This window comes from Flavobacterium nackdongense, from assembly GCF_004355225.1.
GTDB lineage: Bacteria > Bacteroidota > Bacteroidia > Flavobacteriales > Flavobacteriaceae > Flavobacterium > Flavobacterium nackdongense.
The window spans coordinates 1229605-1246784 of the sequence record NZ_CP037933.1; the positions used below are offsets into that span (position 1 = coordinate 1229605).

Consider the following 17180-nt stretch of genomic DNA (forward strand, 5'->3'; position numbering starts at 1 on the left):
CACAAATGAGAAAGTTTTCACTCCTGCTCTTCCTATCTTCCTTTTCCCTATTTGGTCAAAATAGCGCAAGAACTTGTGAACTACTTTCCAAAATCAATTCTTTAATCCAGCACGAACATTTCCAACCCAAACCCGTTGACGATAGTTTATCGGTCTATGTTTTTGACACTTTTATAGATGCTTTGGATGAAAACAGAAACCTTTTTACCAAATTAGAATACGAAAAACTCCGCAAACACAGGCTAAATATTGATAATTATATCTTGCAAAATGAGTGTTCCTTTATGAATGATTTTGCGTCGATGTATCAATTTGCATTAGAAAGAAAAAAAGCAACTATTCTAAAAATAAAGGCTGAAACCCTTGAATACAATGGCAAAGACACCGTTCGATTTTCTAAGAATAAATTTCCATTCGAATTAGAATCGAATGATTTCGAAAGAGTTTGGAAAAAAAGAATGAAGTTTGACATTTTAGAAGATATTTCAAAACTAAGTTCTAATTTGGATTCTTTGAAGCAAAATTTTTCAAAACTTGAATCCCTTGCAAAGGCAAAAATATTCGAAAACACTTTGTGTAAAATCAATACTATTCTTGAAAGCAAAAACGGCATTGGCAGCAGCCTTCAAAATGATTTTTTGAATATTTTCTGCACCTATTTTGACCCACATACCAACTATTTTTCGCAGGATGCCAGATCCAGTTTTATGTCCAGTTTATCAACAAGCGGCTTATCAATAGGGCTCAATGTATCGCTTAACGAAAAAGATGAAATTATTATTGACGAAATTGTACCCGGTGGGCCAGCCGCCAGATCAAAAAAGTTCGAAAAAAACGATGTTATTTTAAAAGTTTCGAATACCAAAGGAGATGATTATTTAGTTGCTTGTGCTCCCTTGGATAAAATTGGTGAATTAATTTTTTCGGATGCAAACGAGGAAATCCAATTGACCATTCAAAAAAAGAACGGAAATGTGCTCGAGGTTATTCTAAAAAAACAGGTGATGAAAGCTACTGCCAACGCCGTTTCGAGTTTTATTGTCGAAAAGGGAATAAAGACGGGTTACATCAGTATTCCTAATTTTTACTCCGACTTTGATGGCTTTAGCATTCAAGGATGCACCAATGATGTGTACAAAGAAATAGTAAAACTCCAAAAGGACAACATCCAAGGATTGGTTATTGATCTTAGGGACAATGGAGGTGGTTCGATGGAAGAAGCCATAAAACTAGCCGGCCTATTTATCGATTATGGGCCACTATCGGTGGTTGTAAACAGCAGAAATAAGCAAACCGTTCTCAAAGATTACACTAGAGGAAGCGCTTATTACGGGCCAATTATTATTATGATCAACGGCAATTCCGCCTCGGCAAGTGAATTTTTTGCGGGTGCTATGCAGGATTACAATCGGGCTATTATTGTAGGAAGTACATCATTAGGAAAAGCATCAATGCAAACTTTTCTGCCGTTGGATAACAATCAACAAGATTTTATAAAATTAACTCTGGAAAAATTCTATCGCGTCACAGGAGACAGTAATCAAATAAAAGGTATTGTGCCGGATATTGCATTTCCTATATTATTGGATAGCATCATTTCCCGCGAATCAAGTTATAAAACGGCATTAAAATACAATCAGATCCACTCGAAAGCGCGATTTTATCCCTTCAGAAAAGACTATTATCCAAAAATCATCGAACAAAGTGATTCGCGCACCAAAAACAATGTTGTGTTTACTGAAATTAGCGCAACAAATAAGGAAATCAACAAGCTGTACGCCGATTCCAAAGAGCCATTGGTCATCACTTTTGAAAATGTGTTTAATGATGTTCACGAAATTGATACCCTTTGGAAAAAAGTGAAAAAGATCGCCGCTACTGAAACCAAATGCATTATTTCGAATAACTCTTCCGATGCAGAACAGCTGAAAACAGAGGACTATTTACAAGAAATAAATGCCTTCAAAATGAAAGAGTTGAAAACCAATTCTTATTTAGAAGAAGCCGTCGACATCCTAAATGACATCAATAATTACGGAAAATGATTCCTGTGTTAAGGGTGGAAAAACAAACGCAGTTATTGCACTTTCAGAACCCCATTTTCCAATTTTATAAATTATAAAAAACATTTGAATAAATAACTAATAACTGTATTTTTGCAGTTCAAAAAATAAAAATTTAGTAATGGGAAGAGCGTTTGAATTTAGAAAAGGAAGAAAAATGAAACGTTGGTCGGCAATGGCCAAAGCATTTACCAGAATTGGAAAAGATATTGTAATGGCCGTAAAAGAAGGCGGACCAAATCCTGATGCCAACTCGAGATTAAGAGCGGTAATACAAAACGCAAAGGCAGCGAATATGCCTAAAGACAATGTAGAACGTGCCATCAAGAAAGCAACCGATAAAGATACGGCGAACTACAAAGAAGTATTATTTGAAGGATATGCTCCGCACGGAATCGCCTTGTTAATCGAAACCGCAACCGATAATAACAATAGAACTGTGGCTAATGTTCGCAGTTACTTCAACAAATGCAACGGTACACTGGGAACACAAGGTTCTGTAGAGTTTATGTTTGACCATACTTGTAATTTCCGTATTCCCGCCAGCGGAATTGACCCTGAAGAATTAGAATTAGAATTAATCGATTTTGGCGCTGAAGAAGTTTTTGAAGACGAAGATGGCATCTTAATTTACGCTCCTTTCAATAGCTTTGGAACCATTCAAAAAGAATTAGAAAACAGACAAATAGAAATCCTTTCTTCTGGTTTTGAGCGTATTCCTCAAATCACAAAAAAATTGACCGAAGCGGAAATGGCCGATGTAGAAAAATTAATCGAAAAAATGGAAGAAGATGACGACGTGATGAACGTGTATCATACCATGGAAGAGTAATCAGATTGTAGATTTTAGATTGCAGATTACAGATTTTAGGTTACAGATTTTAGATTGCAGATTGCAGATTGTAGAATGCAGATTTTAGATTGCAATCTAGCAATCGGAGCATAAAAAAAACTCCATTCGATAAACGGATGGAGTTTTTTAGGTCTTAATTCTTTGTACTTACTATACTATTTGATAAATTCTATTTTTTGCGCTTCTTCCTCGTTGATACTATCGAAGAAACCTTGTTCATTCATCCAGTCATCACTAAATACTTTACTCATATATCGAGAACCGTGATCTGGGAAAATAGCAATTACATTACTGTTTTTGTCAAACTCACCTTCATCGGCATATTGTTTAATAGCCTGAAGAACTGCCCCTGAGGTGTACCCTACGAATAAGCCTTCGCTTTTGGCCAATTCTCTGGTAGAATGCGCGCTTTCTTCGTCGGTAACTTTCATAAACTTGTCGATAACATCAAAATCGGTAGCTGAAGGAATCAAGTTTTTTCCTAAACCTTCAATTCGGTACGGATATATTTCTTCGCTATCAAATTCTTTAGTTTCGTGGTATTTTTTCAAAACAGAACCAAAAGCATCAACGCCTAAAATTCTGATATTTGGATTTTTTTCTTTTAAGTATTTTGCCGTCCCAGAAATGGTTCCTCCTGTTCCGCTACAAGCAATGAGATGCGTAATTTTACCATTGGTTTGGTTCCAAATTTCAGGACCGGTAGATTTGTAATGTGCATCAACATTGAGTTGATTGAAATATTGATTGATGTAAACAGAACCTTTTGTTTCTTCGTGCAAACGCTTAGCAACATTGTAATACGAACGCTCATCATCGGCAGAAACGTGGGCAGGACACACATAAACTTTTGCGCCTAAGGCCCGTAACATATCGATTTTATCTTTGGAGGATTTTGAAGTAACAGCCAAAATGCAATTGTATCCTTTTATAATACTTACCATTGCTAAACTAAAACCTGTATTTCCCGAAGTAGTTTCTATGATTGTATCGCCTGGAGTTAGGATTCCCCTTTTTTCGGCTTCTTCAATAATAAATAAAGCAATTCTATCTTTGGTGGAATGACCCGGATTAAAAGCTTCTACTTTGGCGTAAAAATTTCCTTTTAAATTTTCAGTAACTTTATTTAATTTAATGAGCGGTGTGTTGCCTATTAATTCTAAAATATTATTATAAGCATTTATTTCTTCTTTCATAAAAAAATAGTTAATCAAGGACTCTTTTTTATTCAACCTTAAATCCCTGCAAATTTAACAAAAATAATCTAATTACTTTTCAATTTTCTCTAAATCTAATAAAAAACTATATTCTTTGGCCAATTCCTTAATGGCTTCAAACCTCCCCGAGGCTCCTCCGTGTCCAGCAACCATATTGGTATCAAGGTATAAGACAGTATCATCTGCTTTTAGGCTTCGTAATTTTGCAACCCATTTAGCTGGCTCCCAGTACTGTACCTGCGAATCGTGCAAACCAGTTGAAACGTACATATTGGGATATCGTTGCTGCTGCACATTATCATAAGGCGAATACGAGGCCATATAATTGTAATATTTTTTAACATTTGGATTCCCCCATTCGTCATATTCTCCTGTCGTTAGCGGAATACTTTCGTCTAGCATGGTCGTAATTACATCAACAAAAGGCACTTGAGCGATGATTCCGTGGTATAATTCCGGCGCTAAATTCACAATAGCTCCCATCAATAAACCACCTGCAGAACCTCCTTCGGCATACAAATGTTCAGCTGAAGTGTATTTTTGTTCAATTACAAATTGGGAACAATCAATAAAGTCGGTAAATGTATTTTTCTTTTTCAACAACTTCCCGTCTTCATACCATTTTCGTCCTAAATCTTCCCCGCCTCGAATGTGCGCTATCGCAAAGACGAAACCTCGATCCAATAATGTCAGTCGAGTGGTCGAAAAGGTGGCATCCATAGAATGACCATACGAACCATACGCATAAAGCAATAACGGATTGCTGCCGTCTTTCTTCAATCCTTTTCTGTAAACCATCGAAATGGGGACTTGAGTGCCATCTTTGGCAGTAGCCCAAACTCGCTCTTCAACGTAATTATTTTTATCAAATTTTCCTCCCAGAACTTGTTGTTCCTTCTTGATTTCCTTGGTTTTAGTTTTCATATTGAAATCAATCACCGAGGATGGCGTCGTCATCGATTGATACGAATACCGCAAAATATCGGTGTTAAAATCTACATTGGTCGAGGTATATGCTGTATACGTTTCGCTTTCGAAAGGCAAATAATATTCCCCTTCTCCGCTCCAAGGCATAATCCGAATTTTATTCAAGCCATTTGAACGCTCGTCTAAAACCAAAAAATCTTTGAATATTTCAATATCTTCCAGTAAAACATCCTCTCTATGAGGAACAACTTCTGTCCAATTTTCTTTAGCAGTAGCGGTTTCCAAGGTTTTCATCAACTTGAAATTCGTCGCTTTATCGGCATTGGTCATAATGTAAAAACTATCACCATAATGATTGATACTGTACTCCAAACCGCGAATTCGTTTTTGAAAAATTCTAAATTTTCCATCAGGATTGTCAGCTTCTAATATTTGATATTCTGTAGTCAACGTACTTCCGGACTCAATTGCCAAATATTTTCTAGATTTAGATTTGGCCACTTCAACGTTGAAAGTTTCATCTTTTTCGAAATATACCAAAACATCTTCACTTTGACTTGTACCTAATTTATGTTTGAAAATTTTATCCGAACGCAATGTAACTTCGTCTTGACTCGAATAAAAAATGGTCTTATTATCATTGGCCCAAACGGCATTTCCCGACACTTTTTCGATTGTATCAGATAGAATTTTTCCTGTTTCCAAGTCTTTCACTTGAATAGTATAAATCCTTCGACCAATGACATCCGTACTAAAAACGGCCAATGTATTGTCAGGACTAATACTCAAACCTCCTAATTGGAAATAGGATTGCCCTTTTGCCAATTTGTTGCAATCGAATAAAATTTCTTCTTTGGCCGAAAGGCTTTCCTTTTTTCTAGAATAAATGGGATAATTTTTCCCGGTTTCGAAACGAGTAATGTAATAATAACCGTTGTACAAATAAGGAACTGACTCATCATCTTCCTTGATTCTACTCTTCATTTCCTCGAACAATTCTTTCTGAAAAGCTGCGGTGTGAGCGGTCATTTTTTTGTAATAAGCATTCTCTTTCTTCAGATAATCAATGACTTCAGGGTTTTCTCTGTCATTCAACCAATAGTAATTGTCGGTTCTCAGATCACCGAATTTCTCCATCACTTTCGGAACTATTTTGGCAATAGGCGGTTGAATTTTTTTAGACATTTTTTATTTTTATTTTTTTTGAAGTATTCAATACAAAAATAACACAAAGTCAGTTTAGAATGAATCTATATTTTAGCAAAATTTTAATAAATAAGACCTTGCAATATAGTAATTTTGCAATGAATAAATTTAAAATTTAACAAAAATGGATTTGATGGGAATGATGGGTAAATTAAAAGAAACCCAACGAAAAATAGAAGAAACAAAACAACGTTTGGATTCGGTTTTAATCGACGAACAAAGCAATGACGGTGCATTGAAAGTAACCTTCACTGCCAATGGAAAACTGAAATCTATAGCTATTGATGATGCTTTATTGGAAGACAAAGAGCAATTGGAAGATTATTTGATTGTCACCTTGAACAAAGCCATCGAAAAAGCAGCAAAAGTAAACCAAGCCGAATTAGATGCTGTTGCCAAAGTCGACATGCCAATGATTCCTGGAATGGATGAAATGTTTAAATAAAAAAACAGGTTTCAAGTTTAAGGTTTCAAGTTTCAATATACAACTTGAAACCTTAAATTTGAAACTAAATAACCATTTTCTCCAAGGTTTCTAAAACATAGGTATGCATTACCTCACGATAGTCCAAATGGGTAACGATGCGCAGTTTACCGTGTCCCATTGAGCTGATACCAATTCCTTTTTGGTGTAATTTTTCCATTACTACAGCCTCACTAATTTGCGGATGTAATGAAAAAATTAAAATATTCGTTTCGATGGGTTCTACTTTGGCTACCCAATTTTTCTTTTGCAAAACTGCTCCAATTTCTTTAGCGCGTCGGTGATCTTCTGCTAATCTGTCGATATTATTTTCTAAGGCAAAAATTCCTGCAGCAGCCAAATAGCCTACTTGACGCATTCCACCTCCGAGAATTTTCCGAACTCTCAACGCTCTGTGAATGGTCGCTTTGTCAGCCAGCAAAACAGATCCAATGGGCGCGCCCAAACCTTTAGACAAACAAACTGAAATTGTATCGAATAGTTTCCCATATTCCTGAGGCACATCATTGGTTGCCACCAAAGCATTCCAAATTCTAGCGCCATCTAAATGAAATTTCAAATTATTGGCATCACAAACTTTTCGAATTTTTTTGAATTCTTCAAAATCATAACAAGCACCTCCGCCTTTATTGGTGGTATTTTCGACACAAACCAAACTTGTGAGCGGACTGTGATAAAATTCAGGATCATTGATAGCTCCTGCCACCTGTTCGGCAGTAATCATTCCGCGATTTCCGTCTAGCAAACAACAAGAAACCCCACTATTGAAGGACGCCCCACCACCTTCATAATTATAAACGTGAGCCCATTTATCGGCTATTAATTGTTCGCCTGGTTGTGTGTGCAGTTTAATTGCCGTTTGATTGGCCATCGTTCCCGAAGGAAAAAAAAGCCCCGCTTCCATGCCAAACATTTCGGCTACTTTGGCCTCCAAATCAATAACGGTTGGGTCTTGCTTGTAGACATCATCTCCAACTTCTGCACGAAACATCGCCCGCAACATTTCCTGAGTGGGTTTGGTTACCGTATCACTTACTAAATTTATTCGCATTGCATTTTTTTTTATATCTATATGTACAGAAAAGTCGCGACTTGTCCCTACCGATATTTTTTCTATTTTTGTGCGACAAAATTAGTATAATTTATGACAACTACCGAACAAATAAAAGGTATTGTGGAGCGCCTTGGTGCGTTGAGGAGGTATCTTTGACGTTGATGCCAAATTAATTGAAATTACCAACGAGGAAGAAAAAACCTTGGCTCCCGATTTTTGGAACAATGCCAAAGAAGCCGAAGCATATATAAAAGTACTTCGTTCCAAAAAAAAATGGATTGAAGATTACAACCAAGCGGTCGAAATGGCCGATGAGTTGCAGCTAGCCTACGAATTCTATAAAGAAGGAGAACTTTCAGTAGAAGAATTGGACGAACAATTTCATCTGACGGAACATCATATCGAGGCAATTGAATTAAAAAATATGCTTTCGGATGAAGGGGATAGTTTGAGTGCCGTGTTACAAATTACGGCTGGAGCTGGAGGAACCGAAAGTTGCGACTGGGCTTCGATGTTAATGCGAATGTATATGATGTGGGCCGAAAAATCGGGCTACAAAATACGAGAACTCAACTATCAGGAAGGCGATGTAGCTGGTATAAAAACAGTGACGCTCGAAATTGAAGGTGATTTTGCTTTTGGTTATCTCAAAGGTGAAAACGGGGTACATCGATTAGTCCGCATTTCTCCTTTTGATAGCAATGCCAAGCGACACACCTCATTTGCCTCAGTGTACGTGTATCCCTTAGTAGATGATACCATAGAAATTGAAATCAACCCTGCCGACATCGAAATCACAACGGCTCGATCGAGCGGCGCTGGTGGTCAGAATGTAAATAAGGTAGAAACAAAAGTGCAATTGGTTCACAAACCATCTGGAATTCAAATCCAATGCTCAGAAACGCGTTCGCAGCACGACAACAGGCAACGGGCGATGCAAATGTTGAAATCGCAATTGTATGAGATTGAACTCAAAAAACAACAAGCACAACGCTCTGATATAGAAGCGGGAAAAATGAAAATCGAATGGGGTTCTCAAATCCGAAATTATGTAATGCAACCTTATAAACTAGTCAAAGACGTTCGTACCAGTTACGAAACCAGCAATGTAGACGGCGTAATGAATGGCGAAATTGACGAATTCCTGAAAGCGTTCCTGATGATGATGGGACAACGTGAGGAGGAATAGATTGCAGATTTTAGATTGCAGATTTCAGATTGACTCAAATAAATTAAACCCGATAGACTTTAAAAATCGATCGGGTTTGTTTTTTTTATATCGTATGTACTACAACGTGATAGTAGTATTTAGTGTTAAATTATCGCTATTTTGGCTGAATTTCAAGCAAAAACGTATCCTTAATTTCTTTATATTTCATACGTTTGTTGAAACATATTTTCAAATTAAAACACAAATAAAATGAGCAAGACACTACCTGAAAAATATAGACACCCTTACGCTTTTGATTCAAAATACAAAAAATCGGCCGTTTACTTTTCAATGGAATTCGCCATTGACCAATCTCTGAAAATATATTCTGGAGGCTTAGGATTTTTGGCGGGTTCTCATATGCGAAGCGCCCATGACTTAAAACAAAATGTTATTGGAATTGGGATTTTATGGAAAAAAGGATATTACGACCAATTCAAAAAAGAAGACCTATCGATGGGGGTTCAATTTCAAGAAAAAATATACCATTTCTTGGAAGAAACCAATATCAAATTCACCATCAAAATCAATAATGCCGACGTTTGGGTGACGGCTTATTATTTGAACCCAAAGACGTTCGGTACCGTTCCCATGTTTTTCCTCACCACCGATTTGCCTGAAAATGATTATTTAGCAAAATCAACCACGTTCCGTTTGTATGATTCCGACCCGATGGCCAAAATTGCACAAACGATGGTCTTAGGATTGGGTGGCGCAAAATTATTAGACGCTTTAGATTATGAACCTGATCTGTATCATTTGAATGAAGCCCACGCGCTTTCCTGTGTGTTTCATTTGTACAATAAATTCAATAGCGTGGAAGCCATCCGTGAAAAAATGGTGTTCACCACCCATACTCCTGAAGAAGCCGGTAATGAAAAACATAACATTCATTTATTAAACTCTTTGAGCTTTTTTGACGGTATTCCATTAGAAAAAGTGAGAGAAATAACTGGAATTTATGATGACACCTTCAATCACACCCTCGTTGGGCTGCGATTAAGTCGCATTGCGAACGGAGTTTCAAAATTGCACGGCGAAGTTTCTCGTGATATGTGGAAAGATTATCCTGGGATTTGCCCGATTATTAACATTACAAATGCTCAAAATAAAAAATATTGGGTAGATGCTTGGCTGGAAGAAGCCTTTCAGAATAAAGACAGAGAAGCCTTGATCAAAAGAAAAACGAGATTAAAAACGAAGCTTTTTGAAATTGTTGCGGATCAAACAGGAAAACTTTTCGACCCCAATATTATCACTATCGTTTGGGCAAGACGATTTGCCGACTACAAACGTCCCCATTTAATCACCAGAGATTACAATCGTTTTATTCAATTATTAGAAAATAGTGACAGACCGGTGCAAATCATTTTTGCAGGAAAACCATATCCTGCTGATTATGGTGCGATTCATAACTTTGATAATTTGACACATATTAGTAAAAATATCAAAAATATGGCGGTTTTGGCTGGTCATGAATTGAAATTATCTCGTCAACTGAAAAAAGGTGCCGACGTTTGGCTGAATAACCCAAGAGTTACGCGAGAAGCCTCTGGAACCTCTGGAATGACAGCAGCGATGAATGGCGCCGTCAATTTTTCGACCAATGACGGTTGGGTTCGCGAGTTCAAAGATTTAAATAAAAAACAAAATTCATTTGTTTTACCAATCGTAGACCACACATTGCCTACTCATGAACAAGATGATTTAGATTTGCACAATCTGTATGAAATGCTTGAAAACGAAATACTACCATTATATTATGACACTCCAAAGAAATGGTGGGATTTGGTAGAAACCAGTATGAGTCATGTAGCACCGTTTTTTGAATCCGGACGAATGGTTGACGAATATTATAAGAAGTTGTACAAATAAAAATCAAAAAAAGCTCATTCACGAAAGTAAATGAGCTTTTTTTTAAGCGAAATGTTTTACCTCGATCATTTATCTTCGCAAGAAACTCAAACGAATTGTGAAGGCACGACAAAATACTTAAAAAACACGCTTTCATAGTATCGAAAAATTCAAATAAAATGATTGAATTAATGATTTAGGTTAAAAAAAATCATAAAGATACCAACCATAAGTAAGATTAATCTATTGCTATTCCACTAAAAGTACACAGATTATCAAATAAGGTTCGGTTCTCTACCTGCCATTAGGTTTTCAACTCAAAATTGGCGTTATTTGATAAATATATCCCAAATCCACACCAATGTTATCCTATTCCATCCACGAAATAAACGAAGTTCTTAAAGGTATCATTGTTGGTGAAACAGCTATAAGAATAACGGCTCCCGAACAATTAGATCTTGCCGGTGCAACAGAAATTTCTTTTATTGGTCACAAAAAATACGAGAAGTTTTGGGATTCATCCAAAGCTTGTGCCGCCGTTGTCAACGAAGATATTGCTATAGAACCCGGCAAAAACAAAGTTTTTATCAAAGTGAAAAATGCCGATTTGGCAATGTCGCAAATCTTGGCATTATTTGCCCCACCTACTCCCTTGTTTAGCTTCGAAATTCATCCAAAAGCTGTTGTTGAAGAAACGGCAATCATAGGAAACGGCACTCGAATAGGAGCTGGAAGTTATATTGGTCCAAAAGTACGACTTGGAGAAAATGTTACTATTTATCCGAATGTGACCCTACTAGACGAATGTATTATTGGAAAAAACACCATCATTTGGTCGGGCGCTGTCATTAGGGAACGTTGTCAAATTGGTGACGATTGCATAATTCATCCTAACGCTACTATCGGAGCGGATGGTTTTGGATTTCGTCCTGACCCGCAAAGGGGGTTAGTCAAAATCCCTCAAATTGGAAATGTAATCATTGGAAACAATGTCGAAATTGGCGCTAATTCTTGTATCGATAGAGGAAAATTCAGTTCGACTATTTTGGGTGACGGTTGCAAGATTGATAATTTAGTGCAAATAGGCCACAACTGTAAATTAGGGAAATTCTGCATTATGGCAGGAAATTCTGGATTAGCCGGTTCCGTAACATTAGGTAACGGCGTAATTATTGGCGGAAGCGCTTCTATAAAAGACCATGTAACTATTGGAGATGGAGCAATTGTAGGCGCTGGCTCAGGTGTTACGGCTGACATTCCCGCGGGAAAAACGATGTTGGGTTATCCTGCAGTGGAAGCTCGCGATGCCCTGAAACAATGGGCAATTTTGAAAAGATTAGTAAACGAAAGCAAAACAAAATAAAAAAGTCGGGATGACTGGATTCGAACCAGCGACCCCTAGCACCCCATGCTAGTACGCTACCTGGCTGCGCTACATCCCGAGTGGTGCAAATTTATTTTTTTATACTGGCTTATCAAAAAAAATAGCAAATAATTTACTCAAACATTGTATGCGTTTGACTATCAGTTAATTTCGCAACATTATAAATTAAAAATTGATCAAAAAGTCATTTTCACCTGCAATCTAAACCAAAATTTCAACTGTTTTTTTTGTAATTTAGCGCAGTATTTTCTAAACCCAACCAAAAAATGGATTTAAACTTCAATAAAAACGAAGACCACAATAAACTCCTTCTCTCCGAACTCAAACATAAATTTGCCAAAATCAAGTTGGGTGGCGGCGAAAAACGCATCGAAAAGTTGCATGCTGAAGGAAAAATGACAGCAAGAGAACGTATTGATTACTTACTAGATAAGGGAAAATCGATAGAAATTGGGGCTTTTGTTGGTGAAGGAATGTACAAAGAATATGGTGGTTGTCCCTCGGGTGGTGTTGTGGTTAAAATTGGACACATCAACGGAAAGCAATGCATTGTTGTAGCCAATGATGCCACCGTAAAAGCAGGAGCTTGGTTTCCGATTACCGCAAAGAAAAACCTCAGAGCTCAAGAAATCGCAATGGAAAATAAAATCCCAATCATTTATTTGGTCGATTCTGCGGGTGTGTTTTTGCCATTGCAAGATGAAATTTTTCCCGATAAAGAGCACTTTGGACGTATTTTCAGAAATAATGCTTTGATGAGCAGTATGGGAATTACCCAAATTTCGGCCGTAATGGGAAGTTGTGTTGCAGGCGGTGCTTATCTTCCTATCATGAGCGACGAAGCATTGATTGTTGATAAAACTGGGAGCATATTTTTGGCAGGAAGTTATCTAGTCAAAGCTGCTATTGGCGAAAACATCGATAATGAAACTCTTGGTGGAGCAACCACACATTGCGAAATTTCGGGAGTGACAGATTATAAAGCCAAAGATGATAAAGACGCTTTGGATAAAATAAAAAATATAGTAGGCAAAATAGGCGATTATGATAAGGCTGGTTTTAGCCGAATTAAGTCGGAAAAACCAAGCTTAGAAGAAAAAGAAATCTACGGCATTTTGCCAAAAGCGCGGAACGAACAGTACGATATGATGGAAATCATCAGTCGATTGGTCGATAAGTCCGAGTTTGAGGCCTATAAAGATGGTTATGGACAAACCATTATTACTGGTTATGCAAGAATAGACGGTTGGGCAGTAGGTATCGTTGCCAATCAACGTAAAGTATTGAAAACAAAAACCGGCGAAATGCAGTTTGGGGGCGTCATTTATTCTGATTCTGCCGATAAAGCCACGCGATTTATTGCCAATTGCAATCAAAAGAAAATACCCTTGGTTTTCTTGCAAGACGTCACCGGATTTATGGTGGGATCCAAATCAGAACACGGAGGAATTATAAAAGACGGTGCCAAAATGGTGAATGCTGTTTCCAATTCGGTGGTGCCAAAATTTACAATAATTGTAGGAAATTCGTATGGCGCTGGTAATTATGCGATGTGCGGTAAAGCATACGACCCTAGACTAATCGTGGCCTGGCCCAGTGCCGAACTCGCGGTTATGGGCGGAACCCAAGCCGCAAAAGTTTTAGCTCAAATAGAAGCATCTTCGCTCAAGGCAAAAGGAGAAATCGTAGACGAAGCTTTGGAAAAAGAATTATTCGACAAAATAAAAACACGGTACGACTCACAGACTTCGCCCTATTATGCAGCCTCGCGGCTGTGGACTGATGCCATAATTGATCCATTGGAAACTCGAACTTGGATTTCGATGGGAATTGAAGCAGCCAACCACTCGCCTATCGAAAAGAAATTTAATTTAGGCGTGATTCAAGTTTAAAAAAGCCTTGAAATTTAAACATTTATATTGCAATTGTAGTTTAAAATCAGTAACTTAGAGCAACATTTTAAACTTAATGACGATGAACAATGTAAAACATCTGAATAAGTGGGCCAATGCGCACACTTATTTCTCAGTAGATTTGGTTCGGATGGCGCTAGGGGTTATTTTGTTTTTTAAAGGCATCGCTTTTATTACCAATACCCAATACTTAGCGGATTTATTGTCACCCATTGAACGTATAGGTGGCGGAATGATTGTATTACATTATGTGGCTTCGGCCCACATTTTGGGAGGCATTTTAATCTTCTTTGGTTTACTTACTAGATGGGCAATAATTGTGCAATTACCAATATTGATTGGTGCCATTATCATCAATTTTATGGGGCAAATGCACACTCAAAATTTATTGTTTTCTATCATCACACTAGTGTTCTGCATTGCATTTATTATTTACGGAAGCGGAAAACATTCTGCCGATTATTATTTCAAAATGCAAGAATAATGCAAAAAAAGAGAGGGCATTGTCCTCTCTTTTTGTCTTTATACTTCAGGTTTTAAACTGTCTTAATACTTTCGTTTCTCTGAATTTTTCCCGTTGCTGTTTCTTGAAACTTAGGAATGAATATAATTTCTTTGGGAATTTCAAATTTGTTTAAAACATTAAAAACTGAATCTAAGATTTCAAAGGGTTCCCCTTCGACATAAAGTACTGCTTTTTCGCCCAATTCCATATCTGCCTTTCCATAGACAAAATAACGCCTCGGAATAAGTTTGGATAATTTTTCTTCGATTTGTTCGGGCATCAATTTTACACCTCCACTATTTATAATATTATCATATCGCCCTTCCCAAATAAATTGCGTATCCGAAATCAATTTTACCACATCATTCGTGACGATAGCATTTTTACTTATTTTTTTGGCTTTAATGACCAAACAGTGCCTGTCATCCTCTGAAACGGTTACGTTTGGCAAAGTAGTAAACGCAACAGTCCCAACTTTCTTGGCAGCAATATGCGTAATAGTTTCAGTCATACCATAGGTTTCATAAATATCCATTGGTAATTTTACCAATTCATCTTCTAAAGCTTTATGAATTTTTACACCGCCAATAATCAATTTTTTAATCTTTTTTTCTTTTAATTTTTTAAGTGAATTTTTGGCCTGCAAAGGTACCATCGCACAAAAATCAAAATTTTGATCAATTTTCTCTAATGGATTCGAATTGGGCTCCACAAATTTCATATCCAAACCCAGAATAAAAGAGCGTACCCAAACCATTTTACCAGCCACAAAATTGGTTGGCAAACAATGTAACATGGTATCGCCCGGTTCTAATCCAAAGAAATCGCCTGTAGCTAGTGCCGAATCCAACATAGCTTGTTTTTCAATTCGAATAATTTTTGGGGTGCCAGTGGTACCAGACGTACTCAATTCGATATAGGATTTCTCATCAAACCAATCCAATAAGAAAGTACCAATATGTTGTTCAAATGGCTTTCCTTCTTTAATAAAACAATAGGCCACATAAAACATCTCTTCTCGAGAAATATGTACCCCATTCAATTTGAAACGATTGTGAATATTTTTATATGTTATTTGGTGCATTTTCTGTAGTTTTTGCATTTTGTAAATTTTGAGGCTGGATTCTACCGGTTAGTTTTGCTTTCCAATTCGTCCAATGGTATCTTTTTGCAAATATAAATAAGATAATCGGATACACAATTACAATTGAAACTATCATTTCATTTAATATATCAACGGGATTTTCAACTCCAGAATATCTAAAAAGGGCATCGGTTTGAATCGCCGAATAATCGGAAGTAATCAATAAAGCCGCCATCAAATTATTGCCCAAATGAAATCCCAATGCCAACTCCAAGCTATCATCCATCAAGGTCATTATTCCCAACAAAAATCCGGTGCCTATATAAAAAAACATCACCCCAAAACCCATTCGAGCTACTTCGGGGTTGGCACTGTGAAACAATCCAAAAACAACCGATGTTAGGACCAATGGAAACCATTTGTTTCGGACTGCGATGCCAATTTGCTGCATCAAATAGCCCCTGAATAAATATTCTTCAAGCCCAATTTGAAAGGGAAACAACAACAAACTGATAAGAAATAAAACAAAAAATTTCGCAGGATTAAAATTCCAAATTACATCCGAATGATCGACAAAATACGATACGACAAAGACCACAATTGAAGCTAATACGACCACCGAGAATGAAAAAAAAATGCGTTTGAAATCGACCGAATTTCTCGCTGTAGTCAGCGAAAGTATGCTTCGATTATGCAGATTTCGCACAAGTAAAAATAATAGCCCCAGCAGAAAAGCAAAGGGTATCAAATTCGCTACAAGAGATAAATTAGCTGGGATATTGCTCATCGATTGGTACACTTTTTCCATTTCTTCGGCAGTCATCATCAAATACAGCACATAATTACCAATGAAAATTCCGGCAGTACAAACCGTAGTGATAGCAAACCTCCACCAACTATTAATTCCTTTATATCCTTGTTCGATAAACATATTGTAAACAGATTGATTTATTATTGTCTTAGTTTTTCTAATGAATACCGAAATTAACTTAATTTTCTGTTTTTATGCGTTACTTTGTCAAAAAATAAAAAATAGTACTTATGATTCAAATTTATCATAATTCCCGTTGCGGAAAATCCAGAGAATGCCTTGCTTTTCTTGAAGATTCAGGAAAAGAATATGAAGTTGTCAAATATTTAGAAAATGTTCCAACTTTTGAAGAATTGAAGTCAATCATCGAGAAATTAGGCATAAAACCAATCGAATTAGTTCGCCAAAAAGAGAAAGTTTGGATAGAAAACTTCAAAAACCAAACTATGTCAGATGACCTAATCATTCAAACGATGCTGAACAATCCTATTCTCATCGAAAGACCCATTGTCATTAATGGAAAAAAAGCGGTAATCGCTAGGCCTCTCGAAAATGCAGCAACTATTATTTAGGCGCATCAAACATTAACAAACCTTTGTGATTTGTTCCTTAAAC

Annotated in this window: 14 protein-coding genes and 1 tRNA gene; 9 read left to right on the forward strand and 6 right to left on the reverse strand. The window is 36.9% G+C overall.

Annotated elements, in window-relative coordinates:
* Window positions 1-5 precede the first annotated feature (5 nt).
* Together E1750_RS04900 and E1750_RS04905 are read left to right on the forward strand one after the other, a co-directional pair.
* Entirely contained in the window at window positions 6-2045 is a 2040-nt protein-coding gene (locus E1750_RS04900; RefSeq protein WP_133275697.1) for a carboxy terminal-processing peptidase, read from the forward strand.
* A gap of 139 nt (window positions 2046-2184) precedes the next feature.
* Entirely contained in the window at window positions 2185-2895 is a 711-nt protein-coding gene (locus E1750_RS04905) for a YebC/PmpR family DNA-binding transcriptional regulator (RefSeq protein ID WP_133275698.1), read from the forward strand.
* A gap of 176 nt (window positions 2896-3071) precedes the next feature.
* Here the strand turns inward: E1750_RS04905 and E1750_RS04910 are convergent, their stop codons facing one another.
* Entirely contained in the window at window positions 3072-4112 is a 1041-nt protein-coding gene (locus E1750_RS04910; RefSeq protein ID WP_133275699.1) for a PLP-dependent cysteine synthase family protein, read from the reverse strand.
* 72 nt (window positions 4113-4184) lie between these two features.
* Window positions 4185-6245 carry a S9 family peptidase gene (locus tag E1750_RS04915; protein ID WP_133275700.1) on the reverse strand — a complete coding sequence of 687 codons (2061 nt, stop codon included), beginning with the start codon at window positions 6243-6245 and terminating at the stop codon, window positions 4185-4187.
* A gap of 145 nt (window positions 6246-6390) precedes the next feature.
* On the opposite strand from E1750_RS04915, the gene E1750_RS04920 reads away from it, so the two are divergent.
* The gene (locus E1750_RS04920) at window positions 6391-6711 is read left to right on the forward strand and encodes a YbaB/EbfC family nucleoid-associated protein (RefSeq protein ID WP_133275701.1); all 321 of its coding nucleotides are present in this window, start codon (window positions 6391-6393) and stop codon (window positions 6709-6711) included.
* Between the two features lie 64 nt (window positions 6712-6775).
* Here the strand turns inward: E1750_RS04920 and E1750_RS04925 are convergent, their stop codons facing one another.
* Window positions 6776-7801: a threonine aldolase family protein gene (locus E1750_RS04925; protein ID WP_133275702.1), complete on the reverse strand. Its 1026-nt coding sequence runs from the start codon at window positions 7799-7801 to the stop codon at window positions 6776-6778.
* 93 nt (window positions 7802-7894) lie between these two features.
* On the opposite strand from E1750_RS04925, the gene prfB reads away from it, so the two are divergent.
* From prfB to lpxD, 3 genes are all read left to right on the forward strand, one after another.
* Window positions 7895-8993, forward strand: a protein-coding gene (prfB, locus tag E1750_RS04930) for a peptide chain release factor 2 (protein ID WP_133275703.1) whose coding sequence is annotated in 2 segments (ribosomal slippage) — window positions 7895-7957 and window positions 7959-8993 — 1098 coding nt in all. Because the reading frame shifts where the segments join, the coding sequence is not laid out codon by codon here.
* A gap of 231 nt (window positions 8994-9224) precedes the next feature.
* A complete protein-coding gene (gene glgP, locus E1750_RS04935) occupies window positions 9225-10889 on the forward strand; it encodes an alpha-glucan family phosphorylase (RefSeq protein WP_133275704.1) in 1665 nt (554 codons plus the stop codon).
* Between the two features lie 340 nt (window positions 10890-11229).
* On the forward strand, window positions 11230-12231 hold the full coding sequence (gene lpxD / locus E1750_RS04940) for a UDP-3-O-(3-hydroxymyristoyl)glucosamine N-acyltransferase (RefSeq protein ID WP_133275705.1): 1002 nt from the start codon (window positions 11230-11232) through the stop codon (window positions 12229-12231).
* 5 nt (window positions 12232-12236) lie between these two features.
* Here the strand turns inward: lpxD and E1750_RS04945 are convergent.
* Window positions 12237-12310, reverse strand: a tRNA-Pro gene (locus tag E1750_RS04945).
* Between the two features lie 208 nt (window positions 12311-12518).
* Between E1750_RS04945 and E1750_RS04950 the strand changes: the two genes are divergently transcribed.
* Together E1750_RS04950 and E1750_RS04955 are read left to right on the forward strand one after the other, a co-directional pair.
* Window positions 12519-14144, forward strand: a complete 1626-nt coding sequence (locus E1750_RS04950; RefSeq protein ID WP_133275706.1) for an acyl-CoA carboxylase subunit beta — start codon at window positions 12519-12521, stop codon at window positions 14142-14144.
* A gap of 82 nt (window positions 14145-14226) precedes the next feature.
* Window positions 14227-14649 (forward strand): DoxX family protein, encoded by a 423-nt coding sequence (locus tag E1750_RS04955; RefSeq protein WP_133275707.1) that lies wholly within the window; start codon window positions 14227-14229, stop codon window positions 14647-14649.
* A gap of 52 nt (window positions 14650-14701) precedes the next feature.
* Here E1750_RS04955 and E1750_RS04960 read toward each other — a convergent pair whose 3' ends face one another.
* Together E1750_RS04960 and E1750_RS04965 are read right to left on the reverse strand one after the other, a co-directional pair.
* On the reverse strand, window positions 14702-15754 hold the full coding sequence (locus E1750_RS04960; RefSeq protein ID WP_133275708.1) for an AMP-binding protein: 1053 nt from the start codon (window positions 15752-15754) through the stop codon (window positions 14702-14704).
* Window positions 15735-16685 (reverse strand): CPBP family intramembrane glutamic endopeptidase, encoded by a 951-nt coding sequence (locus E1750_RS04965; RefSeq protein ID WP_133275709.1) that lies wholly within the window; start codon window positions 16683-16685, stop codon window positions 15735-15737. The genes E1750_RS04960 and E1750_RS04965 overlap by 20 nt, the downstream gene beginning before the upstream one ends.
* A 110-nt stretch (window positions 16686-16795) precedes the next feature.
* Between E1750_RS04965 and arsC the strand changes: the two genes are divergently transcribed.
* Window positions 16796-17137: an arsenate reductase (glutaredoxin) gene (arsC, locus tag E1750_RS04970; protein ID WP_133275710.1), complete on the forward strand. Its 342-nt coding sequence runs from the start codon at window positions 16796-16798 to the stop codon at window positions 17135-17137.
* Window positions 17138-17180 lie beyond the last annotated feature (43 nt).